The 26634-nt window shown below is 59.0% G+C and carries 31 protein-coding genes and 2 tRNA genes; 20 read left to right on the plus strand and 13 right to left on the minus strand.

The window, feature by feature from the left end; all coding sequences use genetic code 11:
* The 17 genes from ispE to BLU46_RS11680 all read left to right on the plus strand — a co-directional run bounded on the left by ispE (position 1) and on the right by BLU46_RS11680 (position 12073).
* A complete protein-coding gene (gene ispE, locus BLU46_RS11600) occupies positions 1–852 on the plus strand; it encodes a 4-(cytidine 5'-diphospho)-2-C-methyl-D-erythritol kinase (RefSeq protein ID WP_063033131.1) in 852 nt (283 codons plus the stop codon).
* 36 nt (positions 853–888) lie between these two features.
* Positions 889–963, plus strand: a tRNA-Gln gene (locus BLU46_RS11605).
* A gap of 45 nt (positions 964–1008) precedes the next feature.
* On the plus strand, positions 1009–1950 hold the full coding sequence (locus BLU46_RS11610) for a ribose-phosphate pyrophosphokinase (protein WP_003208392.1): 942 nt from the start codon (positions 1009–1011) through the stop codon (positions 1948–1950).
* Positions 1951–2088: 138 nt separating this feature from the next.
* Complete coding sequence (locus BLU46_RS11615) at positions 2089–2688, plus strand: 50S ribosomal protein L25/general stress protein Ctc (protein WP_017475980.1); 600 nt, start codon at positions 2089–2091, stop codon at positions 2686–2688.
* A 165-nt stretch (positions 2689–2853) separates the two neighbouring features.
* The gene (pth, locus tag BLU46_RS11620) at positions 2854–3438 is read left to right on the plus strand and encodes an aminoacyl-tRNA hydrolase (RefSeq protein WP_093201764.1); all 585 of its coding nucleotides are present in this window, start codon (positions 2854–2856) and stop codon (positions 3436–3438) included.
* A 23-nt stretch (positions 3439–3461) separates the two neighbouring features.
* Positions 3462–4562, plus strand: a complete 1101-nt coding sequence (gene ychF / locus BLU46_RS11625; RefSeq protein WP_017475978.1) for a redox-regulated ATPase YchF — start codon at positions 3462–3464, stop codon at positions 4560–4562.
* A 421-nt stretch (positions 4563–4983) separates the two neighbouring features.
* Complete coding sequence (locus BLU46_RS11630; RefSeq protein ID WP_093201768.1) at positions 4984–5907, plus strand: sigma 54-interacting transcriptional regulator; 924 nt, start codon at positions 4984–4986, stop codon at positions 5905–5907.
* A gap of 183 nt (positions 5908–6090) precedes the next feature.
* Positions 6091–6267, plus strand: a complete 177-nt coding sequence (locus BLU46_RS11635) for a hypothetical protein (protein WP_063033133.1) — start codon at positions 6091–6093, stop codon at positions 6265–6267.
* 62 nt (positions 6268–6329) lie between these two features.
* Positions 6330–6704: a hypothetical protein gene (locus tag BLU46_RS11640; protein ID WP_093201773.1), complete on the plus strand. Its 375-nt coding sequence runs from the start codon at positions 6330–6332 to the stop codon at positions 6702–6704.
* A 6-nt stretch (positions 6705–6710) separates the two neighbouring features.
* A complete protein-coding gene (gene sctJ, locus BLU46_RS11645; protein ID WP_093201781.1) occupies positions 6711–7490 on the plus strand; it encodes a type III secretion system inner membrane ring lipoprotein SctJ in 780 nt (259 codons plus the stop codon).
* Positions 7483–8025 (plus strand): hypothetical protein, encoded by a 543-nt coding sequence (locus tag BLU46_RS11650; protein WP_093201786.1) that lies wholly within the window; start codon positions 7483–7485, stop codon positions 8023–8025. The genes sctJ and BLU46_RS11650 overlap by 8 nt, the downstream gene beginning before the upstream one ends.
* 16 nt (positions 8026–8041) lie before the next feature.
* Entirely contained in the window at positions 8042–8632 is a 591-nt protein-coding gene (sctL, locus tag BLU46_RS11655) for a type III secretion system stator protein SctL (protein WP_093201790.1), read from the plus strand.
* Positions 8633–8736: 104 nt separating this feature from the next.
* A complete protein-coding gene (locus BLU46_RS11660) occupies positions 8737–8955 on the plus strand; it encodes a hypothetical protein (protein ID WP_063033138.1) in 219 nt (72 codons plus the stop codon).
* 1 nt (position 8956) lies between these two features.
* Positions 8957–9349: a hypothetical protein gene (locus tag BLU46_RS11665; protein ID WP_063033139.1), complete on the plus strand. Its 393-nt coding sequence runs from the start codon at positions 8957–8959 to the stop codon at positions 9347–9349.
* A 14-nt stretch (positions 9350–9363) separates the two neighbouring features.
* Positions 9364–11505, plus strand: coding sequence for a type III secretion system outer membrane ring subunit SctC (gene sctC / locus BLU46_RS11670; RefSeq protein WP_093201793.1), 2142 nt, complete (start codon positions 9364–9366; stop codon positions 11503–11505).
* Positions 11502–11705, plus strand: a complete 204-nt coding sequence (hrpT, locus tag BLU46_RS11675; protein WP_093201797.1) for an HrpT family type III secretion system protein — start codon at positions 11502–11504, stop codon at positions 11703–11705. The genes sctC and hrpT overlap by 4 nt, the downstream gene beginning before the upstream one ends.
* Before the next feature lie 5 nt (positions 11706–11710).
* Positions 11711–12073, plus strand: a complete 363-nt coding sequence (locus BLU46_RS11680; protein WP_063033141.1) for a hypothetical protein — start codon at positions 11711–11713, stop codon at positions 12071–12073.
* Here the strand turns inward: BLU46_RS11680 and sctU are convergent.
* Genes sctU through sctW form a run of 11 tightly spaced genes read right to left on the minus strand, consistent with a single transcriptional unit; the run spans position 12070 to position 22203 of the window.
* A complete protein-coding gene (gene sctU, locus BLU46_RS11685; RefSeq protein ID WP_063033142.1) occupies positions 12070–13167 on the minus strand; it encodes a type III secretion system export apparatus subunit SctU in 1098 nt (365 codons plus the stop codon). The genes BLU46_RS11680 and sctU overlap by 4 nt on opposite strands.
* A complete protein-coding gene (gene sctT, locus BLU46_RS11690) occupies positions 13164–13952 on the minus strand; it encodes a type III secretion system export apparatus subunit SctT (protein ID WP_093201802.1) in 789 nt (262 codons plus the stop codon). The genes sctU and sctT overlap by 4 nt, the downstream gene beginning before the upstream one ends.
* Positions 13953–13962: 10 nt before the next feature.
* Positions 13963–14226, minus strand: coding sequence for a type III secretion system export apparatus subunit SctS (sctS, locus tag BLU46_RS11695; protein WP_010177045.1), 264 nt, complete (start codon positions 14224–14226; stop codon positions 13963–13965).
* 7 nt (positions 14227–14233) lie between these two features.
* On the minus strand, positions 14234–14887 hold the full coding sequence (gene sctR, locus BLU46_RS11700; protein ID WP_063033144.1) for a type III secretion system export apparatus subunit SctR: 654 nt from the start codon (positions 14885–14887) through the stop codon (positions 14234–14236).
* A complete protein-coding gene (locus BLU46_RS11705; RefSeq protein ID WP_093201807.1) occupies positions 14884–15897 on the minus strand; it encodes a FliM/FliN family flagellar motor switch protein in 1014 nt (337 codons plus the stop codon). Before BLU46_RS11705 ends, sctR begins: the two co-directional genes overlap by 4 nt.
* A complete protein-coding gene (locus BLU46_RS11710; protein WP_063033146.1) occupies positions 15894–16352 on the minus strand; it encodes a type III secretion system HrpP C-terminal domain-containing protein in 459 nt (152 codons plus the stop codon). The genes BLU46_RS11705 and BLU46_RS11710 overlap by 4 nt, the downstream gene beginning before the upstream one ends.
* Positions 16324–16764: a type III secretion system stalk subunit SctO gene (gene sctO / locus BLU46_RS11715; RefSeq protein WP_093201812.1), complete on the minus strand. Its 441-nt coding sequence runs from the start codon at positions 16762–16764 to the stop codon at positions 16324–16326. The genes BLU46_RS11710 and sctO overlap by 29 nt, the downstream gene beginning before the upstream one ends.
* Entirely contained in the window at positions 16751–18097 is a 1347-nt protein-coding gene (locus BLU46_RS11720) for a FliI/YscN family ATPase (protein ID WP_231988886.1), read from the minus strand. Before BLU46_RS11720 ends, sctO begins: the two co-directional genes overlap by 14 nt.
* 8 nt (positions 18098–18105) lie before the next feature.
* Entirely contained in the window at positions 18106–19005 is a 900-nt protein-coding gene (locus BLU46_RS11725) for an FHA domain-containing protein (protein WP_172834584.1), read from the minus strand.
* A 10-nt stretch (positions 19006–19015) separates the two neighbouring features.
* The gene (gene sctV, locus BLU46_RS11730) at positions 19016–21112 is read right to left on the minus strand and encodes a type III secretion system export apparatus subunit SctV (RefSeq protein ID WP_093201825.1); all 2097 of its coding nucleotides are present in this window, start codon (positions 21110–21112) and stop codon (positions 19016–19018) included.
* Entirely contained in the window at positions 21109–22203 is a 1095-nt protein-coding gene (sctW, locus tag BLU46_RS11735) for a type III secretion system gatekeeper subunit SctW (RefSeq protein ID WP_093201829.1), read from the minus strand. The genes sctV and sctW overlap by 4 nt, the downstream gene beginning before the upstream one ends.
* A 264-nt stretch (positions 22204–22467) precedes the next feature.
* On the opposite strand from sctW, the gene BLU46_RS11740 reads away from it, so the two are divergent.
* A complete protein-coding gene (locus BLU46_RS11740) occupies positions 22468–23019 on the plus strand; it encodes an RNA polymerase sigma factor (protein WP_063033152.1) in 552 nt (183 codons plus the stop codon).
* A gap of 108 nt (positions 23020–23127) precedes the next feature.
* Here the strand turns inward: BLU46_RS11740 and BLU46_RS11745 are convergent, their stop codons facing one another.
* Positions 23128–24345: an MFS transporter gene (locus tag BLU46_RS11745; RefSeq protein WP_093201834.1), complete on the minus strand. Its 1218-nt coding sequence runs from the start codon at positions 24343–24345 to the stop codon at positions 23128–23130.
* Positions 24346–24772: 427 nt separating this feature from the next.
* Between BLU46_RS11745 and BLU46_RS11750 the strand changes: the two genes are divergently transcribed.
* Both BLU46_RS11750 and BLU46_RS11755 read left to right on the plus strand, forming a co-directional pair.
* The gene (locus BLU46_RS11750; protein ID WP_063033154.1) at positions 24773–25093 is read left to right on the plus strand and encodes a DUF6124 family protein; all 321 of its coding nucleotides are present in this window, start codon (positions 24773–24775) and stop codon (positions 25091–25093) included.
* Between the two features lie 269 nt (positions 25094–25362).
* Positions 25363–25439: transfer RNA gene (locus BLU46_RS11755), tRNA-Met, on the plus strand.
* Between the two features lie 81 nt (positions 25440–25520).
* Here BLU46_RS11755 and BLU46_RS11760 read toward each other — a convergent pair.
* Complete coding sequence (locus BLU46_RS11760; RefSeq protein WP_093201839.1) at positions 25521–26561, minus strand: DMT family transporter; 1041 nt, start codon at positions 26559–26561, stop codon at positions 25521–25523.
* Positions 26562–26634 lie beyond the last annotated feature (73 nt).

Raw genomic sequence — 26634 nt, forward strand, 5'->3', positions numbered from 1 at the left:
ATGACCGCGCAACGTCTGACCCTGCCCTCCCCGGCCAAACTGAATTTGATGCTGCACATTCTCGGTCGCCGTGAAGACGGCTATCACGAGCTGCAGACTATTTTTCAATTTCTCGATTACGGCGATGAGCTGACTTTCGCCGTTCGCGATGACGGCGTGATTCAACTGCACACCGAATTCGAAGGCGTGCCTCACGACAGCAACCTGATTGTGAAGGCCGCGAAAAAACTTCAGGAACAATCCGGTTGCCCATTGGGCATCGACATCTGGATCGAAAAAATCCTGCCCATGGGCGGCGGCATCGGTGGCGGCAGCTCGAATGCCGCGACAACTTTGCTCGGCCTGAATCACTTGTGGCAGCTGGGTTGGGACCACGATCGCCTGGCGGCGCTGGGCCTGACACTGGGCGCGGACGTCCCGGTTTTCGTGCGTGGGCACGCTGCTTTTGCCGAAGGCGTGGGGGAGAAACTCACCCCTGTAGACCCCGAAGAGCCGTGGTATGTCGTGCTTGTTCCGCAAGTATCTGTAAGTACAGCAGAAATTTTTTCAGATCCACTGTTGACACGTAACTCTCCTCCCATTAAAGTGCGCCCCGTTCCCAAGGGAAACAGTCGAAATGACTGCTTACCGGTTGTAGCAAGGCGTTATCCAGATGTACGTAACGCTTTGAATTTGTTAGGTAAATTTACCGAAGCAAAATTAACCGGAACTGGAAGTTGTGTGTTTGGGGGCTTCCCAAGCAAAGCTGAAGCTGATAAAGTCTCGGCCCTTCTTACAGAGACCCTTACAGGGTTTGTAGCAAAGGGAAGCAACGTTTCGATGTTGCATCGCAAGCTGCAAAGTCTGCTCTAAAGGAACCGAGTACTGGGTACTCGTTGCAACAGATACAGGGGCGTCGCCAAGCGGTAAGGCAGCAGGTTTTGATCCTGCCATGCGTTGGTTCGAATCCAGCCGCCCCTGCCATTTTCTATACTCATCCAGGTTACCCTCAGCCTCTAGGTACTGCGCGTGTCCAAGATGATGGTCTTTACGGGGAATGCTAACCCCGATCTGGCTCGGCGTGTTGTACGTCAGCTGCATATCCCTCTCGGTGACATCTCTGTCGGTAAATTCTCCGACGGCGAAATTACAGCCGAGATCAATGAAAACGTTCGCGGTAAAGACGTCTTCATTATTCAGCCGACTTGCGCTCCGACCAACGATAACCTGATGGAACTCGTCGTGATGGCTGATGCCTTCCGCCGCTCCTCAGCGACTCGAATCACAGCTGTAATCCCTTACTTTGGTTATGCCCGTCAGGATCGCCGTCCGCGTTCCGCACGTGTGGCTATCAGCGCGAAAGTCGTTGCTGACATGCTGACCGTGGTAGGCATCGACCGTGTTCTCACGGTTGACCTGCACGCTGACCAAATCCAGGGGTTCTTCGATATTCCGGTAGATAACATCTACGGCTCCCCCGTCCTGGTGGATGACATCGAAGACCAGCGCTTTGAAAACCTGATGATCGTGTCCCCGGACATTGGTGGCGTCGTGCGTGCACGGGCTGTTGCCAAATCCCTGGGCGTGGATCTCGGGATCATCGACAAACGCCGTGAGAAAGCCAATCACTCTGAAGTGATGCATATCATCGGTGATGTCGAAGGGCGTACCTGTATTCTGGTTGATGACATGGTCGACACCGCCGGCACCCTGTGCCACGCGGCGAAAGCCTTGAAAGAGCACGGTGCAGCAAAAGTCTTCGCCTACTGCACACACCCTGTGCTGTCGGGCCGAGCGATCGAGAACATCGAGAACTCAATGCTGGACGAACTGGTGGTGACTAACACCATCCCGTTGTCCGCTGCCGCTCAAGCCTGTTCGCGTATCCGTCAACTGGATATCGCACCGGTAGTTGCCGAAGCGGTTCGCCGCATCAGCAACGAAGAATCGATCAGCGCGATGTTCCGTTAAGGGTCAAACCTTAGCTGCATCAACCTGACGAAAAGCGCCCCGCCCCAGCATTCTGTTGGGGCGGGGCTTTTTTGCCCATATCGCCTTTAGCGCTGGTCGCAAACGCTAGGGCGAATGTGGTTATTTTGGAGATACAACATGAACGAATTTACTTTGAATGCTGAACTGCGTTCCGACCTGGGGAAAGGTGCGAGCCGCCGCCTGCGTCGTCTCGCAAGCCTGGTTCCAGCTGTAGTTTACGGTGGCGAAAAAGCCCCTGAATCCATCAGCATGCTGGCTAAAGAAATCGCCAAACTGCTCGAAAACGACGCGGCCTACAGCCACATCATCGAGCTGAACGTTGGTGGCAAGAAGCAGAACGTCATCATCAAGGCACTGCAACGTCACCCAGCCAAGGGCCACGTACTGCACGCTGACTTCATTCGCGTTGTAGCCGGTCAAAAACTGACCGCTATCGTGCCTGTGCACTTTGTCGGTGAAGAAGCTCCGGTCAAGAAAGGCGGCGAAATCTCGCACGTTGTAGCCGAGATCGAAGTGACCTGCCTGCCGAAAGACCTGCCTGAGTTCATCGAAGTCGACCTGTCGGCTGCTGAAATCGGCGACATCATCCACCTGTCCGACCTCAAGGCCCCTAAAGGCGTTGAGTTTGTTGCACTGGCTCACGGTGATGACAAAGCTGTTGCAAACGTACACGCTCCACGCGTTGCACCAGAAGCTGAAGAAGGCGCTGCAGAGTAATTCACTCTGTAATGCCGGAGCTTGAGGAAACATCGCGGACCGGAACGTAGCGAGAAAGCGGGCGAGAATGCGAAGTTGGCCTCTAACGGTTAATGAGTTTTTGTCGTTCACTTTCGCCGCACCCACGGCGATGTTATCCACAACTCCAAAGGAAGGGCCCCTGTCGTGACTGCCATTAAACTGATCGTTGGCCTGGGAAATCCAGGCGCCGAATACGAACAGACCCGGCATAACGCGGGGGCCCTTTTTGTTGAGCGCATCGCCCACGCACAAGGTGTAAACCTTACGGCCGATCGCAAATATTTCGGCCTGACCGGACGCTTTTCGCATCAGGGTCAGGATATTCGTCTGTTGATTCCCACCACCTACATGAACCGCAGCGGCCAGGCTGTCGCGGCGCTTGCGGGCTTCTTCCGGATCAAACCCGAAGAAATCCTGGTGGCCCATGACGAACTTGACCTGCCACCCGGCGTTGCCAAGCTCAAGCAAGGCGGCGGCCATGGCGGGCATAATGGCCTGCGGGACATCATCGCGCAGTTGGGCAATCAGAATACGTTTTACCGCTTGCGGCTTGGCATCGGCCACCCGGGCGTTGCCAGTATGGTTTCAAATTTCGTCCTGGGTCGTGCGCCACGCGCCGAACAGGAAAAACTCGATGCCAGCATCGATTTTGCCCTCGGCGTGCTGCCGGATATCTTCGCCGGTGAATGGAACCGTGCGATGAAAAACCTGCACAGCCAGAAGGCCTGACTCTTTACCCGAGGGGAAACACCATGGGATTCAATTGCGGCATCGTCGGCCTACCTAACGTCGGCAAGTCCACCCTGTTCAACGCCCTGACCAAATCCGGGATTGCGGCGGAGAACTTCCCCTTCTGCACCATCGAGCCGAACACCGGTATCGTGCCGATGCCCGATACACGCCTGGACGCCCTGGCGGCCATCGTGAATCCAAAGCGCATCCTGCCGACCACCATGGAGTTCGTCGACATCGCAGGCCTGGTAGCCGGCGCGTCGAAAGGTGAAGGCCTGGGCAACAAGTTCCTCGCCAACATCCGTGAGACCGATGCCATTGCGCACGTGGTCCGCTGCTTCGAAGACGAGAACGTAATTCACGTCTCCAACAGCGTCGACCCGAAACGCGACATCGAGATCATCGACCTGGAACTGATCTTCGCCGACCTCGACAGCTGCGAGAAGCAACTGCAAAAGGTCACCCGTAACGCCAAGGGCGGCGACAAGGACGCAGTGGTCCAGAAAGCCTTGCTGGAGCAGTTGATTGCCCACTTCACCCTGGGCAAGCCGGCACGCAGCCTGATGAAGAGCATGAGCGCCGACGAAAAGGCCGTGATCAAGGGCTTCCACCTGCTGACCACCAAGCCTGTGATGTACATCGCCAACGTGGCTGAAGACGGTTTCGAGAACAATCCGCTGCTCGACGTGGTCATGGCCATTGCCGAAGAAGAAGGCGCGATGGTCGTACCGGTCTGCAACAAGATCGAAGCGGAAATCGCCGAGCTGGAAGACGGCGAAGAGAAGGACATGTTCCTCGAGGCCCTGGGCCTGGAAGAGCCTGGCCTGAATCGCGTGATCCGCGCAGGCTACGAAATGCTGCACCTGCAGACCTACTTCACCGCCGGTGTTGAAGAAGTCCGCGCTTGGACCGTCAAGGTCGGTGCCACTGCCCCGCAAGCCGCTGGCGTGATCCACACCGACTTCGAAAAAGGCTTCATCCGCGCCGAAGTCATCGCCTACAACGACTTCATCCAGTTCAAGGGTGAAGCCGGAGCCAAGGAAGCCGGTAAATGGCGCCTGGAAGGCAAGGAATACATCGTCAAGGATGGCGACGTGATGCACTTCCGCTTCAACGTGTAAGCGTCAACTGCGGCCCATGCCGCAAACAAAAAAGCCGATGCAGTGCATCGGCTTTTTTGTGGGCGAACAGTTTTGTATTGAACAACCCGGCAGTAAGACACATTCGTTAACTTTATATATTAAAAAACAAAAACACTCACAAAACCAATACCCCATCACTTGGCGACAAAAACCCTTCAGACACCAAAATTCTCCAGCCACTTTAGGATTTATCCTTCGCAAAATGAGAAATCAAACTAACAAAACGAGTTGCCTTCTTTTTACTCCGCCTACTCTTAATCTTTTCTACACACTTAGGGCCGCCTTTTGACCTCTTGCCCAAGATGACAAAGCAGATGTTTTCCGATTTACTTCCCGGCATTCGAAAGGACTAACAAAGTCTAACAACAGTGATGCGACCCAATATTGGAGCAACAACAATATGCCGGCCTCCTATCACAATGAGGATGTAACAGACTCACCCCTTACCGAATGCCCCGCCATTGAAGCCACTATCCATAATACGGCCACACTTAATATCGATATGCTACTGCTGGGCGAAACCGGGACAGGTAAAGATACCTTGGCACAACGCATACATCTGCTGTCCCGCCGAAAGGGCAACTTTGTTGCCGTCAACTGCGCCGCGATACCGGAAAGCCTGGCTGAAAGCCAACTGTTTGGGGTCAACAGCGGCGCCTATACCGGTGCGATGCAATCCCGGGCAGGGTTTGTCGAAGCCGCCCACCTGGGCACGTTGTACCTCGATGAAATTGACAGCATGCCTCTCAACCTGCAGGCCAAGCTGCTGCGAGTGCTGGAGTGCCGGGGCGTTGAACGCCTGGGCTCCACGCGGTTCATTCCGGTGGATATGCGGGTCATCGCCTCCGCACAGCAATCACTGCATGAGATGGTCGAACAGGGAGCGTTCAGGCGCGACCTGTACTTTCGCCTGAATGTGGTCGATATCCAGCTGCCCCCCCTGCGGGAACGGCGTGAGCGGATTGTGCCGTTGTTCCTGAACATGGTCCGCGAAGAGTCAGAGTTCTTTAAGTGCCCCGCACCCTCTCCCCCCAGTACGCTGCTGCAACGGTTGCTGTGCCATCCCTGGCCGGGCAACGTTCGTGAACTGCGTTCGGCGGCGAAGCGTTTTGTGTTGGGTCTGCCACCGCTTTCAGAGTCGGTGGCGGGCCATCAAAAGACAGAAACCTGCCTCAAGGAACGGCTGCAGCAAATCGAGAAAACGCTGATTGAAGAGTCGCTTCGCCGTCACGGCCAATGTGTTGATGGCGTGGCCGTTGAACTGGGGGTTGCAAAACGCACGCTCTATTACCGCATGAAGCAACTGGCTATATCACTGGACTAGTGCCCGGTGCAGCGAGAAATATTCAGATACAGCGGCCCTTCTGAAAGGTGGAACGCCACCGTCGCTACAACCACACAAGCTACGGGCCTTGCTAGAGCTAACGTGAACGCCCAACAAAGGTCCGTACACACCAAGTACGGCCACGAGTACTTTCCTTTTCATACGAAATAATGGAGTAACCATATGTCCCGTATCAGTGATACCGCCCCGGCAAATACCTATCCGTCTCAGGGCTTCGGCGGCGGTGAAAACGACGACCTCAAGCAGTTAAGAAAAGCAGAAGCCCGGGAGTCGCTCAAAGACGGTATCGAGGCTTTTAAAATTACCGAAAAGAAAAAAAATATTGAAGCAATTCGCTAACCAACAGACCGCCCTGCCTTTAGGCAGGTGCGGTTTTTTTATTTCGGCCCAAGGAGCTTTGTATGCGGACAGAAAATGATGTTTCGTTAGAAAACACCAGAATTACTACAACTTCCTGGATTCAGCCAGCCTCCCCCCCCTCACAAAAAACTGAAGATGCACATTTTTTCGAAGCAAAGGTGGAGCACTCGACGCTTCCCGTTAATACCGCCGCGCCAAGGAACATCTCGAATATCCTGACAGGGGCGTCAGCCTTGTTGGTCAAGTCGACAAACCGTATGAGCAAAACCCTGACAGCCTTCAACACCACCCACAACGAAAAAGAAAAACTTAAATATTCCACCGAGCTCTCCAACACGGTGTTGTTAAACCACGCAGCCACGAAAAGTATCGGGAAAGCCATACAACTTGTCGAAAAAGTCGGCAACTTACAGTAGGTAAAAATGATCCGTCCACTGGCCACCGGGTTCATCTTATGTCTGACGCTCATGCTCAGCGGCTGCGGTGAACGCGTCGAACTCCATCGCCAACTCTCTGAGCAGGAAGCCAATGAAGTCATCGCGGAACTGGCAGACAAGCACATACGCGCGCAAAAGATCCCCGCCAAAGATGGTGTTGTCGTACGGGTCAACGCCACTGACATCAGCCGTGCCGTACGTACGCTGGAGGCTGTCGGGTTACCCAGGGTTGCCCGTACCACCCTGGGAGATACCTTCCGTAAGGAAGGCGTTATCTCCACTCCGCTTGAAGAGCGCGCCCGCTATATCTATGCCTTGTCCCAAGAGCTGGAAGCCACCTTGTCAAACATTGACGGGGTGATTGTGGCCCGAGTGCACGTTGTGCTGCCTGAACGCATAGCACCTGGAGAACCTGTACAACCGGCATCTGCTTCGGTATTCATCAAGCATGACCCACGGCTGGACCCCGACAATATCCGCGCACGCGTTCGCAGGATGGTCGCCAGTAGCATTCCCGGCATGACCACAGCTGTGGATAACTCACAAAAGCTGACGGTGATTTTCGTACCTGCCGCAGCCTATCAGGAGCAGCAACGCCTGAGCTACTTCGGGCCCTTCCTCATTCCAGAAAATGATCTGGCGTTTTGGCGGAACAGTATCGCGTTGTCACTGGCAGGTCTGGTTCTGGCGATCATAGCAGCGGTGTTGTGGCGTAAGCGGCTTCAGCAAACGGCACTTGCCCGAGCTCGGCCACCCAATGACTGAACAACTGAGCTGGGTTCAGTGGTGGGCCTTCCCATGGAGGTCTGCACATGCGGACTGGAACGTCGCCGACAAATATCGCGCCCTGGACGCACTCAGTCGCAGCAATCACGCCTTGGCGAGCACAACATTGGGTATCCCGCCCTGCCTGCCCGCCACACCCCACGTCACGGTGCTTCGACTGGCCCTCGCATCAAAAGCGCAGCTCGAACTGATGCTGGCGCTGCTGAGTGATACCTGCCATCGCCCGATTGACGGGGTGTTGAGCGAAAACCAGCACCTGTGGTGCCTGAGCCTATCGAAGGCACTGAATCCAAACACGGTACTGTCCCACGACGACGATCCACTGCAGCTACTGCGTGCGTGGGTCGAACCCACTGTCTGGCAGCGACTTCGCCTGCGCTTTGCGCGTCATCGTGTACTGGCACTGGAGCAAAAAAACGCCGACTTTTACGACGTCCACAACCGGCTCGATATCCTCTGGCAAGCAGTCGTCTGGCGTGTCACGACGACGACAAACGACGAACGCCTCCCCTGACGGAACTGCCCCCATCATGTTACGCCGACACAAAATTTCCCTGCACGATGGAACGCCTGGCCCGACACGCCTGTTGATCACGCGAGAAGAAATTCAGGAGAGTGCCCACGCCAATCAACTGTTGGAGCGCGCAAAAGTCCAGGCTGAGCACCTGCTGCTACTGGCAGCAGAGCAACGCGAAGAACTGCATCAAAAGGCCAGCGTGGAGTTCTGGCAGCGCGCCAACTCCCAGCTCAAACAATGGGAGAGCCAGCATCAAATGCTGAGCGACAACCTCGAACAATATGCGACGTCCATCGCCAACCAGGCCCTGCTCTGCCTGCTGGATGATGTCGCACCAGCGCAACGCGTCAGCGCCTTGATCAAACAATTGATGGCCGCACAAATGCCGGCGGTCAAGGCGACTCTCCTCTGCCATCCACTTGAGCGTGAGACCGTGGAGCGCTGCCTGGCCAGGCATGGGGCCACTCCCTGGATAGTTCGTACTGAGGAGTTGATCAAACCCCAGACGCTCGTACTGGAAACGGATGAAGGGGACTTTCGTATCGACTGGCTCTCAATGCGCGACATTTTGCTCGCACCCAAGGCCGGCAAGCACAGTGAATGACACTGCCGTCGACAGCCCCTCTGTGTGTTACAAAAAACTCAATGTGGATGGAACTGACAGTCGGAGGCAAACCACACAGCTCAAACACATCTGGAGTGAAATCTATGAATTTTTACGGGAACTTGAGAAGCCAACTTTTAAGACAACTCAACACCGATACCAATCGTGTTGCCGCCATCGCCAATGAGCCGGAAATCGACAACGTGGACATGGCCTATTTCGGCGATCTCATTAAACAAGAACGCCTCTCTTCGTTCGCGTTTCACGAACAGGTCCGCGTCCAACACTCACTGTTCAAGACTGTGCTCGACGGCGTGCAGTAAGTTGCAGTCGCTGATTACTCGCTGGGTGAACGGTACAGAAGGCCAGCTCAGACTGTTCGAAGACGATGACGAGATTATTTTTCAGCGTATATCGAACACCGTGCAACTGAGTGTCCAGCTGACTCAAAGTCGCCCGGACACCTTACGCCTGCAAACCTTGATGCGCCTGGGAGGCGCCAGCCTGAATCACTTTCACGGCGCACTTGCCCTGGAGCCGGCCAGTGGCGTGCTCTGGCTCGTCCAGTGCCTGCGGGAGGGGGCCGACGAGAAGCGCCTGTTGGGGTGTCTCGAAGCTCTGCTCAACCAGCGTGACACCTGGCGCGCCATCGTCGCACGCCTCGCAGCCCCAACCCGGAAACCCATGCCCACGTCCCTACGCTCGCTGCCGTACTAATTCAGAGAACCATCATGTCTAACAAGAATTACAAGCTCCCTCGCTTGCGCGCCGACTCGCCTGCAGACCGCACAAAACGAGCCCATTGGCGTGGCCTGATCTTGCTGCCCTGGTTGCTGACCCCGTTGGAAAGCACCTTGGCCGCCGTCCCCAGTGAATGGAAAAACACCGCCTACGCGTATGAAGCCGAACACAAGCCACTGCGGGAAGTACTGGAAGATTTCGCCCAGTCGTTTGGCACACAACTGCAAATCGACGGCCTGCTGGAAGGCAACGTCAACGGCAAGATACGCGCCAATACCCCGCAATCGCTGCTCGACAGGCTGGGCGTGGAGCATCGCTTCCAGTGGTACCTGTACAACAACACCCTATACATCAGCACCCTGGACCAACAGGAATCAGCGCGCCTGGAAGTCTCTTCCGAGACCCTCGCCGACCTCAAGCAGGCCCTGACCGATATTGGCCTGCTGGACAGCCGGTTTGGCTGGGGTGAGTTGTCCGACGATGGCGTGGTACTGGTTTCGGGCCCCAAGCGCTACATTGAGCAGATCAAGCAATTCAGCAGCCAGCGCAAATCTCCCGACGAAAAGCAGAGCATCCTCACCTACCCGCTGAAGTTCGCCAACGCAGCGGACCGCCCGATTGATTATCGCGGTGAAAAGCTGACCATTCCCGGCGTCGCCAGCATGCTGCGCGGTTTGTTGGAACCTCGCCCCGCCTCCACGCTCTCGACTCTTAGCCAGCGCCCAGCCTCAGCCTCACAACCCTCGCCCATCACGCCGAGCTTTCCACGGCTGGGCAACCCGATGCTGGGGCAGATGCTCGGCCCGGCAATCAACCCGGGGCAGTTGGACAGCGGCCTGTCGCTCACCCCACGGGCGCCGGTGTCCGCCAGCAGAATCCGGGTCGAGGCCGACGTGCGCAACAACGCCGTGCTGATCTATGACCTGCCGGAACGCCAGGCGATGTACCGCGAGCTGATCGCTCAACTCGACGTCGCCCGCAAGCTGGTGGAAATCGACGCAATCATCCTCGATATCGAACGCACCCAATTACGCGAATTCGGGGTCAACTGGGGCTTTCAAAACAGCCGCTTTCGTGGCGGCGTAAGCATGGCCCCCGGGACCTCCTCGCAGCTGTCGATAGCACACCGTGACCGTTTCTATGCCGACATACGCGCGTTGGAACAACGTGGCCTGGCGACGATGGTGTCCAACCCGTCAGTGCTCACCCTGGAAAACCAGCCGGCGGTGATTGACTTCAACCGCACCCAATACCTGACGGCCGGCACCGAAGTCGCCAACATCCTGCCCATCACGGTAGGCACCAGTTTCCAGGTCGTGCCCCGGGTGATCACCTCCCGCGGCCAGCACCAGATCCATCTGGTGGTGGATATCGAGGACGGTAACTTCGATGAGTCCAACCCCGAGCGCATCGGCCCTGATGTGCGCCGGGGCAAGGTCAGCACCCAGGCGGTGATGGCGGAAAAACGCTCGCTGGTGGTGGGTGGGTTCCATGTCACAGAACGCACCGACAAGCAGAACAAGGTACCGCTGCTGGGCGACATACCGTTGCTGGGCAAGGCGCTGTTTTCCTCCACCGAACGCCAGAACAACCGGCGCGAGCGTCTGTTTATCCTGACCCCGCGAGTCATCGGCGATCAGGCCGACCCTTCACGCTACTTGCCCCAGGAAGACCAGGCCGAACTGCAGGCGGCGCTCAAGCCTCTGACAAGGCGCTATGCGGAGCATCAACCGGTGATCAAGCGCAGCGACATCACCAGCACCCTGGCTCACCTCGTCAGCGGCCAAGTGCCCAAGGCCTTCAAGGCGGCGCCGATGCCACTTGGCCTGGATACCTTGTGCGCCACCCGGGACCTGTTGGCCCTCAATACCGAGCGCACCCAGTGGTATGCCGGCCCGCAGTTCAACGTGGCCGTGGTGGTGCTGCGCAACCAGTTCAATCGCCACGTGCGCATCGATGAAAAGGAATGCAGCAACTCCCAGACCCTGGCAGTGAGCGTCTGGCCACGTGCCTGGCTCAAGCCGGGTGAAGAGGCTGAAGTGTTTATCGCCATGCGCCCTGTCATCAAAGATGAGCACATCGGCGTGCCCCGCCCTTCCCTGCTCACGCCAGCCCGGAGCACCCCACAATGAAACGACCACTGTCCTGCGTCACCTTGATTGGCCTCACGCTGCTCATCGTCGGTTGCACGCCAACGTGCAAGGGCGACTCCTGCTCACGTCCGCAATCCAGCGCCAATAAAATGGTGGTCTGGTGGCCGCCACAGATGCGCGTAGAAGCCGGCCCTGCCGGCGAACGCTCGGATTATCAGACCATATCCCTGGAGCGGTGAACCCCATGGGATTACCCGACGATGATCAACATCGCCAGGTTTTCCTGGACCAGTTGGTGAGCGGCAATGACGCTCACCTGCCCCTCTCTCCAGGCATTACCCTGCTCCCGATAAAGGCCGGTACCCAGCGGGGCCTGGCCTTGCAGATTGCACCCGAGGCCTTACAGGCCGGGCAGTTGCAGCACGTGCTTGAGCGGCGCTTTGAACATGCGCTGGCGTTCGACGGGTGCTTTGTCTACCTGGATGCCAAGGGCGCGCTGGTGATCTGGCACGCCTTACCGGTGGACGGTGCGGCGCTCAATGACACCGTCAGCCGGATACTGTCCCTGGCCAAGCTTGAAGCGCTGGATGTACGCCGCCCGCGTTAACGCTGTTCGAGTTCCGGCCAATGCAAGGTGTCGCGCTTGGCCTCATCGTCCAGCTCACGCAGCGTCCGGTAGATGAAGGCCACCGCCTGCAACGTCTCCCGGGGAATGGGGGCCCCCAGTTTCTTCTCATAGAGCGTACGCGCCAGCCACACGCACTGGATCACCGGCACATCGGCAGCCTTGGCCCGATCGATCAGTTTACGAGCCCCGGCGTCCGTGCCCTTGTCCACCAACATCGGCAGCGGGGTTTTCCCAGGGCGGTAGTAAAGCGCAACGGCAAAGTGCGTCGGGTTGACCACCAGCATGTCGGACTCTTCCAGCTTGGGCAGCTTGACCTTCGGCTCTTCCTGGGCCAGTTGATAGGCCAACTGACGCCGCTGGCCCTTGACGTGGGGGTCGCCTTCCATGTCCTTGTATTCCTTCATCACCTCCACCTGGGTCATGCGCATGCGCTTGGCGAAGAAATGTTTCTGCAACGCCATATCGATCAACGCCAGCACCAGCAGCAACCCCAGACAGGCGTGCAGCAAGTGACGGAACAAGGTGATCAGTGCCAGGATATAGCTCTGCAAATCGCTGGTGGCGAGGTTGATCAACGCCGACAACGACGGCCCGATCACCACGTACAGCACCAGGGTCAGCAACAGCGCCTTACCCAGTCCCATCAACAGGTTCATTACCGACTGGGCGGAGAACATCTGCTTGATCTGGCTGAGCGGGTTCAGGCGACTGAAGTTCGGCGTCAAACTTTCCGGCGCGAACAGGAAGCCGAACTGCAACCAGCTGCTGATCAGCTTCACGGCAATCGCCACCCCGGCCATCAACAGGGCAAACGAAAAAAACATCAGCAGGCCTTCCAGCAACACCTCTTCCAGGGCCCGCACAAAAGGCCGGCCGATGCCCGACATCGCCAGCATCATCAATTGCTGGAAGCGCTGCATGCTGGTTTCAGCGGTGAACAGGGCGATTTCACTCAAGGCGGTCAGCACCAATAACTTGCCGACATCCTGGCTTTGCGCGACCTGGCCTTTCTTGCGCTGATCCTTGAGTTTCTTTGGGGTGGCGGCGTGTTTTTTCTCCCCCGAGTCACTCATGGTGCAACCCCCTGAAACATCAGGCCGATGGAATGTTTGAGGTCTGCCAACTGCGCCATGCGGGTGACGATCAAATCCTGCAGCAATGGAAAATACAGCAGCAAAATCCCAAGCCCGGCGAGGCACTTGACCGGCGTTGCCAAGGTGGAAACCTGCAGCTGCGGGCTGTACAGGCCCAGCACCGCGAAGCCGAATTCGAGAAACAACAGCACCGCAATAAACGGTGCGGCGTACAGCATCATGTAGGTAAAGGTGTCGCCCAGCACGCCAAGGAAAACGCTGAAGCCATTGATGGCCGGCAGCGGCAGCCAGGCGGTGGCCGGCCAGATCAGGTAGCTGTCCCAGATCACCTGGGTCAACACACTCAGCCCCAGCACCACGATCAGCAGATAAATCACCAACTGTTTGAACAGGTGCCCGATGGGTGTGGCATCCGGCCCCAGCGACGGGTTGAGTTGGCCACCCGCCAAGGCTCCGCGCTGGTTATCCAGCAGCGCGCCCACCGACTCGAACATCCAGAACGGCATGGCCAGCAAGATCCCCAGCAAAAAACCCAGGGTCGCTTCCTTGAGTATCAGCCCGATGATCATCAGCGCGGAGTAATCCTGGCCACTCATGACGGCATGAATTCCGGGCGCCGGAATCAACGCCATGATCATTACGATCACGTGCCGGGGCATGCCGCGGATATGTTGAAAACTGAACGCCGGCACCAGGAACGCACAGGGATAAATGCGCGCCATGGCCACCAGCAAGCTGGGCAAATAGTCAAGATAAAGCAGCACGCGCAGTCCCTCAGTTCAATGCCGAACGGGCGATCATGTCGAACATCAGGTTGATCAGCTGGATCAACTCCAAACCGATCCAGCGGCCAGTCAAGACCAGGGTGATGCCCACCGCCACCAGCTTGATGCCGAAGGGCAGCGTCTGGTCCTGGATCTGCATCAGGGCCTGCACCAGGGAGGTCAGCACACCGACGATCACCGCCACGATCAACGGCGGCGCCGACAGCACCACCACTAGCAGCATGCCCTGCTTGAACAGCACGATCGGTTCCATAGGTCACTCAGAGGTAAGAAAGGAACAGGCTGTCGAGCAATCGCGACCACCCGGAAACCATGACGAACAACAGCAGCTTGAGCGGCAGGGAAATGGTCATGGGCGAGACCATTTGCATCCCCAGGGCCAACAGCAGGTTGGAGACAATCAGGTCGATGACAATGAACGGAATGTAGATCAGAAAACCGATCTCGAACCCCGCCTGCAACTGCGACAACACAAACGCAGGGATCAGCAGGATGAGGTCTTCGCGCTGGGTGCTTTGCGCCATTTCAGGTGGCCACATGCGCGCGCTGTTTTCCAGCAGGTGGGTCAACACATCCGGGTCGGTGTTGCGCAGCATGAATGCGCGCAACGGTTGTATGGCCTCACGCCCGGTCTCCAGCAGCGTCTGGACGTTGCTCATGTCCACAGGCGCAGCCTTGACGTTCTGGGCGATTTCATAGCCCACGGGCGCCATGATAAATATCGTCGCGGCCAAGGCTATTCCGTTGATAGCCATGCTCGGCGGCACCTGCTGCACGCCGATGGCGTTGCGGGTAATCATCAGCACGATGACGATCTTCAAGAAGGCCGTGCAGATGATCAACAACATCGGCATCAACGACAACGCGCCGAGAAACAACGCCAGTACAAGGGGGTCAATCCCCTGAAGCGTCATCGAGCGAAAATCACACGTGACAACTGCAGGCCCAGGCGCCCGTCCACTTCCACCAACTGCCCCTGGCCGATCGGCCGGTCGCCGTAATAGAGCCCGGCCATGCCCGGGGCGTAACCGGAGATGCCCAGCACTGCGCCAGGGGCCAGGTTACGCAGTTCGCCGAGCGTCAGGCTCAGGGTGCCACAGCGCACATCCAGGGCCATGTTCAACTCGTCGAAGGGCTCATGGCCGAAGACGTCCATCACGGGCTGGTCACCCTCCTGCACCGGGTATTGCTGTGTTGCAAAATCCTCGTCCATGGACGTTTCCTCGATCGAAATAAGCGTCAGGCACAACGGCCCGGATTCATCATCAATACAACCGTGCAGCCGGTGCCTGCCGACGTGCAGTTGGCCATTGCCCTGTGGGTCGAACAGGGGTTGTTCAAGCATCACCACATCACCCACACGTAGGTGGCGCACCTGCTGAATCGGCAGACGCAGGCGCCCCAGCTTCACCGCAAGCGCCAGTTGAAACGACGCAGGCAGCGGCGCGGCAATGGGTCGCCAGGGGCCGGCGTCGCACAGCGCCAGGAAGGTCTCGGGCACCAGCCACAGGTAACTCACCACGCGGGACGCGCCCAGCGTCACCGTAAACCGGCAGCCGAACGTCAACGTCCTGGGGGCAGGCAGCAACCGCAGGTAACCGAACAGCGTCCGCACTTCGGGGCTCAGGTGATGGTGGAACAATTCCCAGAACCAGGAATCCGGGTCATTGCCGGCCTCTGCCAATGTCACAGGGCACTCCCCCAGCAGGCTGAACAACGGTCCAGGCTCGGCGAATGCCAGCGCCCCGCTGGTACTCTCGAAACACTGCGGTTTGGCACCCGTGGGTGCACGGCCGGGCGCCATCAGCAACTCACCGTGCTGCTCCGAGACCCGAAACCCCATGCGCATGCCACGCCCCAATCGGCGCTGCGCCGCCACGGTGCTTGCGTTGACCACAGGCACGTTCAAAACCGGCATGATCATGCCGAGGAAACATCTGCCAGGTGCACGTGCACAGGCTGCGCCAGCGCCCCGGCCAGGCCGTCTTCCAGGCGTTGCCGCACGCCGGGCAGCCAACGTGCGGTGTACGTTTCCTCAGCCGTCAGCTCAACGCTCCAGGCGCCTTGTTCGCGGCGCACGCTCGCGTTGATCCGCCCCAGCCGGGGCAGGTACAGCATCGCTTGCAACGGCCACTGCGCAGCGGCCTGTATACGAGGCGCCAATTGCTCGGTCATTGCCTCGATCATCAGCCTCTCGGTTGGCGCCGTCAGCGTCGTGCGAGAGGAACCGTAGCCGCCGCCCTCACGGTCGCGGGTAAACAGTTGGGTAAATAACAGCCTCTGCTCCACGGGCACGAACGCCCCCGTACCGGGCTCACGCTCATCCCGAGGCTCGCGCGGACGCGGGCGCTCAGGTTTGTTCGCTGGAACTTGTGTCATCGTTCTCTTCCTGCACCAACAAAAGGGATAGCTCCTGGAGTTTTTCAACCTCGCGCAAACACTGGCTAACGTGCCGCTGTGCGCTGTCGATATGAGTGAGTTGCTCCTCCTGCTGGCCGTGCAACACATGCAACTGCCCTTCCTCGCGCCGGGTGTCGGCCGAGAAGCTGCGCTCCTGGGTATTCCAGGACGTGAGGTCGCGAAACGAGATCACTTGCCCTTGATGCTTGCCTAACAGCTCTGCGGTTTTGCGCGCTTCCTCCTCGCGGGTGTGCTCCAGCACCTCCTGTGCCTGCTGGATTTGCAACAGCAGCGCTTGTTGAAGCCGCTTGGCCGCCCGCAACGTGCGTTCGGCGCGATCAGCCCGATGCTTGCGCAGGCGCCGCAGGGTGTCGATTTCAGAAAGGGACATCGCAGGTCAGCTCCATCAGCAGATCCAGGGTGGTATCCATCGGTGCCGGCTCACGCAAGTCCTGGCGCAGGAAACCATCGACCGCCTGCCGGCTGTTCACCGCCAAGTCCGTCAGGGCATCACTGCCAGGCTGGTACTCGCCCAGCTTGAGCATCAGCTCGATCTGCTGGTAGGCCGATAACAACCGCCGCAATCCGGTGCCGGCCTTGATATGCGCGGGCTCGGCCACATTGCTTAGAATTCGGGAAAGGCTGGCCAACACGTCCACCGCCGGGTAGTGGCCGCGCTCGGCCAGCTTGCGGGACAGCACGATATGGCCATCAAGCAGCGAGCGGACTTCATCGGCCACCGGGTCGTTCATCGAGTCTTGCTCGATCAGCACGGTGTAGATGGCGGTGATCACCCCGTCGCGGGTCAGCCCGGCGCGCTCCACCAGGCGCGGCATCAGGCTGTACACCGAAGGCGGCAGGCCGCCACGGCCCAACGGCTCACCGGCAGCCAGGCCGATTTCACGCTGGGCCCGGGCGAATCGGGTCAAGGAGTCAATCAACAGCAACACGCGCTTGCCCTTGCGCTGAAACCCTTCGGCCAAGGCCGTCGCCGTAAAGGCGGCGCGCGCCCGCTCCATGCTGGAACGATCGGAAGTCGCACACACCAGCACGGCCTTGGTCCGTAGTTGATCGTCCAGCTCATGGTCGAGGAACTCGCGCAGCTCACGGCCGCGTTCGCCGATCAGGCCGAACACAATCACATCGCACTCCACGTTACGGGCGATCTCGGCCAGCAAGGTGGTCTTGCCACACCCAGCACCGGCGAACAGGCCGACACGCTGACCTTCCCCCAGCGTCACCAACCCGTCGATCGAACGCACCCCGGTGGACAACGCGCGGTTGATCCGCGGACGCTCAGTGGGCAATGGCGCCTCGCACAGCACAGGGCTCGCCTGCGCGGCGTCATCCTCGACAAAGGCACTCGGCCCTTCGCCCGCAATCGGCCGGCCAAAACCGTCCAGCACCTGCCCCAGCAGATCGTCTCCCACCCGCACCCGGTGCGGCACCCCAAGGCGCTGCACGCTGGCGCCCACCCGCACGCCCTCCAAGTTGCCCAGGGCACTGAGCACTGCGTCCTGCTGATCGAACCCGATGATCTCGGCGAGCATGTAGTCGCCCACGGTTTTTTCGACCTGGCATAAGTCGCCAATGCGCGCCTGAGGCAACCGGCATTGCAGCAACATGCCGTTGACCCGCTGGATACGACCGCGCACCGCCACCGGCGCAAAACTGGCCAATGCACTCGCCTGGCGCTGCTGCCAGGCCTCAAGACGAGCCCGCATCTCCTCGCTCACCAGCGCACCTCGATCCGTTGCACGCCGTCGAATACCACCTTGGTGTTGTCGATCATCACCAGTCGTAAACCTTCCACCTCATCACCGACGAACAAGCGGCTGCCCTGGTCCAGAACCACGTGCCCGTTGGGCCCGCCGACGATCTGCAGAATCTTGAAGGGCAATACACTGCTGTGTTCGCTGACACGGCTGAGCACCGGCACCGAGGTATCGAACTGCTCGCCAAAACGGCTGAGCATGCGCGACACCAATTCCACCTCATCCCGGGAAACATCGCCGCTGAGGGTGACTTGGCCATTGATCACTTGCAGGCTGATGCGGTGGCCCAACTCTCGCTCGCCGAGCATCTTGAGCAACTGCTGACGCACCTCGTAGGGCGAGCCCAGCTCATGCTTGCTGACCACTGGCGGCATCAGCGATGCCTGTGCCTGACGCTCGCCATTGGTGACCATACCGATCGCCGTGATGATGACTGCACCCACCACCACCAGGCTGATCAAGCGCTTCTGCTGCGACCTCGAGATCGAGGACAAGGTCAGCGTCGGCGGCGCCTCACTGGCCGGTGCCGGCTCCGGCGCCGTCACCACAGGCGCCTTCGGCCAGGGCTGATCGGCCCGGGTGACGCAGAGTCGAATCTGGCCAATCGAGAAAGGCACGTTGAGTGGCAAGTCACTGATCTGAGCGACGAACTGGCCATCGACGTTCTGCACCAGCCCTTGCTCGGCCTGCACCAGCCATTGCCCGCCGGCAAGGCGCAACCACACGTGCCACTCGGCGATGCCGGGGTCGTACAGGGAAAGGTCGGTATCAGGATGGGCCCCCATACTCCACTGCTCGCCAAACAACGGCAACGCCGCCCCCTGATGCTGGCCATCAAGCACGCGCAACTCAAACATCATCAAGCCCTCATGCCACTGCGCCGCGCAACAGATCGTCCTGACCCAGATCAAAGCGCCCCAGCACCTTCACCTTGGAGGAACTACCCAGCTCGGCAAACGACAGCACCGGCACATGGTTGAACTCTTCCAGCAGCAAGGTACGCAAAGGGCTGCGCAGATCCTGCGCGACCAACAGCACGCTCTTTCTCTTGGCCCGCACGGCAAAGGCTTGTTTGAGCAGGCTGACCAACACCGCACTGCTGTCGTTGTCGAGGGAAAAGAACACCCCGGTCTGGGTCTGGCGCAACGCATCACGCAGCACGTTTTCGCTGTGGGGCGACAACAGCCAGGCATGCAGGCCATCGGCTTCGCTGTACTGATGGAAAATCTGCGACTTGAGGGCAATGCGCGCGTAATCGGCCAAGGCATCCGGCTCACGCTCATGCTGGCCGTATTCGATCAAGGCCTCCACGATCAGCCGCACGGCCCGCAGGGGCACGCCCTCGCTGGCCAGGCGCTGCAACACTGCCGAAAAACGTGAAAGCGGCATGATGCGTTGCAGTTCCTGCACCAGCTCCGGCTGATTGAATTCAAGCCAACTGAGAATCGACTTGCTCTCCTGAATTCCGAGGAACTGCGGCCCGCTCAGCAGCATCGCCCGGGTCATGCGTTCGATGATCAAGCTCTCTGCGGTGAAGCGCTCCAAGTGCTCGTCGTCGAGCAGTGGATCGTCGGGCGCCAGCCACACCCACTCCTGTTCGTCGCGCTCAGGCAGTCCCTTGGCGGCCTCTTCGGGCTCAGTGGCCAAGGTGTCAAGGGCCACCGCTACCCGGTGTCCCAGGGTGGCCTTGATCATCGGCACTTCATGCACGCAGAAGCGGAACTCATCCTCGGCCAGTGCGGGTGCAAACTCGACTTCAAACGGCGGCAGCGTCAAGCCGATTTGCGTGACCAGGCCATTGCGCGCCTGGCGAATACCGTGGGTGACCTGCGCCACCTGTGCACTGCCGTGCAAGGCTGCCGGGAACTGCAACAGATAAGGCCGCGACGGATCAAAGCCCCGCAGGTCTTCTTCACCGTTGTCTTGCGGGGCGACCGCATCGGCGCCCGCTTGCTCCGGCTGCTCGCGCTTCTGGCGCTGGCGCACCAGGACGTAACCCACGGAACCGGTGATCAGCGAGATGAGGATAAACACCAGCGTCGGCATCCCCGGAAGCGCCGCAAAGGCGAGCATGCCGACCGAGGCGATGATCCAGCTCTTGGGTTCGCTGGTCATTTGCCGGGCGATCTCGGCGCCCATGTTGTTGGAGCCCTTGTTACGCCCGGACGGCGCCACACGCGTGATGATCATGCCCGCGGTCAAGGAAATCAGCAGCGCGGGAATCTGCGCAATCAGGCCATCACCGATGGTCAGTACGGAGTACAGCGCCATGGAATCGCCGGCGCTCATGCCGTGCTGGAACATGCCGGTGGAGAACCCGCCCAGCAAGTTGATCACCACGATAATCAGCCCGGCGATGGCGTCGCCCTTGACGAATTTCATGGCCCCGTCCATGGCCCCGAACAGCTGGCTCTCGCGGGATAATTGCTCGCGTTTGTCCCGGGCCTGCTCGCCATCGATCAGACCGGCACGCAAATCACTGTCGATGGACATTTGCTTGCCGGGCATGGCATCCAGGCTGAACCGCGCCGCCACTTCAGCGACCCGCTCCGAACCCTTGGTAATCACCAGGAAGTTGACGATGGTCAGGATCATGAAGATCACCAACCCTACCGCCAGGTTGCCGCCCACCACGAAGTTGCCGAAGGCCTCGACTATATCGCCGGCATCCTGCTCCAGCAGGATCAATCGCGTGGTGGCAATCGAGAGGGCCAGACGAAACATGGTGGTCAGCAACAGGATCGACGGAAACGAAGAAAACGCCAGCGGCCCCGGCAGGTACAACGCCAGCACGATCAACAGGCACGAGATACAGATATTCAGGGCAATCAGGATGTCCACCAGCCAGGTGGGCAGCGGCACAATAAAGATGAACACAATGGCCATGATGACCACCGCGCCCATCACTTCGGCACGTTGTGCAACTTTCAGCAGCACGCCATTGATGACCCGTAGCGCGCTCATGCATCGGGGCCCTGCGGGGCCATACCCTGCCGGGTTCCGCGCTCGGTGCGTGCGTATTCGTCCATCACCAGCAAAAAGCTGTTCAGGCAGTCCTCACGGCCCCTGTTATCACGCCACACGGCCAGCGGCAGGCTCTTGAGCATCGGATAAACACTGTTGAGTGAAATCAACTGGTTGAGTACATCAACCCCGCCCAATTCAATGGCCAGGCGCTGGATCTCGGCAGTCGCAATCCCGGTGTTCGAGTAACCCAGCAAGCGTTGGAGCAGGGCCACTGCGTCCCGTGTCACCTCGGGATAGGTGAGGGCCAGGCGCTCGATCAGGTCCCGGCAATTGCACAAGATGCCACCCAGTTGGTCGCAGCCACGCAACCCCACCAGTAGCGTGAGCAATTTGGCCGAGGCAATCGACGGCGTCAGCGCCGCAATGTCGTCGGCCAGGGCGCGACGCATCAGCTTCAGCCCCTGGCCAAGGTCTTCGCCGCCAAACAACCCCAACAGCGCCTGCAGCATCGTTGCCAGGGATTGCCGGGTGATCACGCTGGCGTAATACACACTGCGCACCGCCTGGCGCAGGTGTGGGTCATCACTGCTGGCTTGCAGCGCCAGCGCCGTGTTCAGGCCCGCCTGGATCTGCGGCTTGAAGCGCATCTCCAGCTTCACCAGCGCCTCGCGAGCCAGTTTCGCTTCGTTGCTGCGCACCTCGGCATCGGCCTGGGCGGCCACTTGCTGGAGCACCACGTATGCCCGGGCCGGGTCATTGCCGGTGATCTCCAGAAACTTCTCGACGCTGGGGCTCACCAGCAATTGAACCCTGACACTTCGCGCAATGGTCGCCAGCGTTGCCTGAGCCGGATGCCCCAACTGTTCATAGAGTTGCGCCAGTTGCTCCACCGGCATAACGCGCAACCCTATCTGCCGCCGTCCAAGCGCGCGACTGTTGAGCTCGACCTCTTGGTTGAACAGCGAACCGAGGTCATCGCCGATCGGCGGGGTACTCGTCTGGGAAGGTGGGCGGTTATCAACCCTTGCAAGCGCAGGCTGATCCAGGCTCTGGGGCTTTTGCACATCAACGTGGGGATCGACTTTCATGGGGAATGCCAGGACAGGGAGATTCGTATCCTTGTGTGGAGGCCAAACCCATTACGGTTCCATCTTGCTGGCGATTCAGAGGCTTATGAAAAAACCGGCACAAACCTCTGGAGGTTTGTGCAAAGCCTTGCATGAAAAAGCATCAAAACAAGATATTTCTTCATACATATCAACAGGTTAGACATATTTATCGCTTGGCACAGGCAGTGCTAGGGGGGTTCCCGTCGGAATTATTTCGATCGTGTCTACCCTGAGGAAAAATTCATGGATATCCCAGTCGATGTTCTAGTTCACCTTACACCTGACCCGCACCGCTCCATCCAGAACCTGTCGGAAGACCACCACAAGAAACTCCGCCGTTTCATCCATAAACGCGTGCTGAACCCGGAAGATGCAGACGATATTCTGCAACTGACGTACCTGGAGGCCTGGCGTAACCGGGACCGCTTCGGCGGCCAGGCCACCCTGAGTACGTGGATGTGCGGGATTGCCCAGAACCTGATCCGCAATCACTTCCGGCGCCTGTATGCCAAACCGGTGCATTGCGAGTTCGATGAAGCGCTGTGGCATGGGCAGGAAGAAAACAACAACCTGGACTGGCAGTTCGAGATCAACCGCAGGCTCGAAAGAACCCTGCGGGCGATTACTCACTTGCCACTGGAAATGCGTAAAACCCTCTACGCCTCGCTGGAAACCGACGGCAGCTACCAGGACACCGCCGACGCCATGGACATCCCCATTGGCACCGTGCGCTCACGCTTGTCCCGGGCGCGGGAACAATTGAAGCGAGCCACCTACAACCCGCTACAACCGTAAATCAGGGCACCGGCGCAACGCCGACACCCTTTGCAGGAGCAGTTGATTTACCCGTTTGACGCAAGCGTTGGGCAGCAAGGATATCTGCCCGACTCGACTGACCCGATATCAGGCCTTTTTGGTACGCGGCAACAGAATCGCCAACACCCCGAACAGCGGCAGGAACGAGCACAGCGTGTACACGTACTCGATGCCGTGGATGTCTGCCAGGTGCCCCAGCAGAGCCGCGCCAATCCCGCCAAAACCGAACATCAAACCGAAGAACACCCCGGCGATCATCCCCACATTGCCCGGCACCAACTCTTGCGCATACACCACAATTGCCGAGAATGCCGAGGCCAGAATAAAGCCGATCACCACACTCAGAATGCTGGTCCAGAACAGGTCCACGTGGGGCAGAATCAGGGTGAACGGCGCAACCCCGAGGATGGAGAACCAGATCACCGCCTTACGGCCGATCTTGTCGCCAATCGGCCCGCCAAAGAACGTACCCGCCGCCACCGCCCCCAGGAACAGGAACAGATGCAGCTGGGAACTGGCCACCGACAGGTCGAACTTCTCGATCAGGTAAAAGGTGAAGTAACTGGTGAAGCTGGCCATGTAGAAGTACTTGGAAAACACCAGCAGGCCCAGCACCACCAACGCACTCAGCACCCGGCCTTTGGACAGGCCATGGGTGGCCGCCTGGCCTTGCTTGAGCTTGAACAGATTCAAGTGGTGCGCGTACCAGCGGCTGATCGCATACAGCACAAACAATGCAAATACCGCGAACAGACCGAACCAGGCCACATTGCCCTGGCCGAACGGAATGATGATCGCCGCCGCCAGCAACGGGCCGAACGCGGAGCCCGCATTACCGCCCACCTGGAAGGTCGACTGCGCCAGGCCATAACGCCCGCCCGACGCCAGGCGCGCCACGCGGGACGCTTCCGGGTGGAAGGTCGACGAGCCGATACCAATCAACCCCGCTGCCAGCAGGATCAACGGGAAGCTGCCCACCTGGGACATCATCAAAATGCCCACCAGCGTACAAATCATCCCGCAGGGCAACAGGTACGGCTTGGGATGGCGATCGGTGTAATAACCCACCCACGGTTGCAGCAGGGACGCGGTGAGCTGGAACGTAAGAGTGATCAGGCCGACCTGGGTGAACGTCAGGCCGTAATTGGCCTTGAGCATCGGGTAGATCGAAGGCAGTACCGACTGGATCAAGTCATTGATCAAATGCGCTAGCGCCACCGCGCCGATTACACGCATCACCAACGGGCTGGTTTGCCCGGCGGCAGGCGTCGTAGCCACGGAGGGCTGGGAATTGCTCAGAGCCATGGGAGGTTTTCCGTACAGCAGATGGATGCACAGGTGCAGGTGCGACAATGTGCCACTTTTGGGTGCAGGAAGGCTATCCCGTTAGCAGGCTAACGACCAGGTGAATCGATGCAGCGGTCATGGCTTGTAAAGGGCCAGCAAGATGAATCCCTTTAATTTGCGGGACGTTTCCTAGAGAATCTTTCGGCCTTGTGCCTGGGGGAGTCGGTGACTAGTCTTCGGTCCGTCGCTGGTTTTCAGTGATCGGGTTTAGCAGCCTGAACTCAATAGGCACACGCTTTACGCCCCAGTTCATGGTGGCTGTGCGTGGGGCACCTTCGGGTGCGCCGGTTTTCCTATTGACTGGTCTGCTAACCCGCGTACAGCCGCCACCCTTCTCGTTTAGCAGCGACGGTGGCAGCTTCTTCAGGTCAATAGGAGCTACACCATGTTCAAGATCGTCCCCGATCCACCCCGTGACCAAGCCAAAGACCGCGCCGCCTTCAACCGAGCGCTCGACCACTACCTGCCCACCGACCCGCCGCAACCCTCGACAAACTTCTACGCCATCAGCGACGAAATCAGCTTCGAAGACTCCCTGCTTTACACCGCCGACCTGCTGCACAGCGCCTCGGCCACCGCGCTCGACTGTGGCGAACAACTGCAAAGCCCCGAGCGCGCCAAAGTGCTTGCCGTGTGGCACCTGCTGGAAATGGCCAAAGCCATGGTCGACCGCTCGATAGAGTGCCTGCACCCGCGCAAAACCTGACGCACGAACGCCAGAACACCGCAGATCAACTGTGGGAGCGGGCTTGCTCGCGAATGCGGTGGACCAGCCAATACCTCTGCTGACTGACACACCGCATTCGCGAGCAAGCCCGCTCCCACCTTTTGATCTTCGCCGCCTTGGGACCTGCGCAAACCCCAACCGCTCGTCACCAAACCCGGTGTTTCCCGTTAAACAGTTGATAGCGTAGATAAATTTTCAAAAAAAGCGCTTGACGCATTCCCGTTCTCCGCGAATAATGCGCGCCACTTGGCTACATAGCTCAGTTGGTTAGAGCATAGCATTCATAATGCTGGGGTCCGGGGTTCAAGTCCCTGTGTAGCCACCAAGTACTAAAAACGGCTTACCGAAAGGTAGGCCGTTTTTTTATGCCTGAAGAAAAGTACACGGCCCTATTGCCCTAGATACGTCAGTGCCTATGCCGATGGTGCACATCGGGAAAATGCGCATGGCTATGCTGAATCGGTGCATGCTCATGCGCATGACTATGTGGCTCGGTACCGTCCCACTCAAAGTTATGCACATGCTGGTGGTGCTCGTCGTGTGTATGGCGATGACCGTGCGTGAGGGGATCGTGCTGATGCTCGTGCGCATGATGTTCCATCAGATGAATCCACACCCCGATGGCCATCAAGGCGGCCGCGAGCAAGAACATCAGCGAAACCGACTCGCCCAGGATCAGGATCGAGATGACCGCGCCAAGAAAGGGAGCCGTGGAAAAATAGGCGCCGGTGCGCGCACTGCCAAGCCCGCGCAGAGCGAGCACAAACAGCACCAAACTCACGCCATACCCCAACAGCCCAACCACCATGATGGACCCCAGCGTGGCCACGGCTGGCAGTTGCGACCCGATGGCCAACGCCAAACAGCAATTGACCACCCCCGCCGCCAAGCCTTTGCTCCCGGCGATAAACAGCGCGTCCGAGGCAGAGACCTTACGGGTCAGGTTGTTATCGATGGCCCAACAAAAACAGGCGAACGCCACGGCCAGCGGCCCCGTCCAATCATGAGCCGTCGCCGTCCCTTGCGGCCACGACAAGACGAGCCCGCCCAAAACAATCGCGATCATGCCGACCACAATCCGGCGATCCGCGTTCTCTTTAAACACGACCCACGCCAGCACGGCCGTGAGCACTGACTCAAGATTGAGCATCAGCGATGCGGTGGCGCCCGCGGTACGGGTGAGGCCATACATGAGCGCCACAGGCGCAAGCACGCCCCCAAAGACAATGGCGCCCATCAACCAGGGCCACTCTCCGGCTGCAAGGCCGGGCCGTTTCCAGCCGTGGTCGCGGGCAAACCGAACGACGGCCAGGCCCAGGCCGCTGCCCAGATAGAGCAGCCCTGCCAACAGGATGGGCGGCGTATCCAGCCCCAAGAGCTTGGCAAGCGGAGTGCTGGCGCCGAACAACGCCGCAGCAGCCAACGCGTAGAGAACGCTCACATTCATAATGGGTTGCCCTGTCAGGCTTATTGCATAAGGACGAGCATCATAGCTGTGCCCGGGTAAGAATTATGTGAAT

Origin of the sequence: Pseudomonas yamanorum, assembly GCF_900105735.1 — a bacterium.
Taxonomy (GTDB): domain Bacteria; phylum Pseudomonadota; class Gammaproteobacteria; order Pseudomonadales; family Pseudomonadaceae; genus Aquipseudomonas; species Aquipseudomonas yamanorum.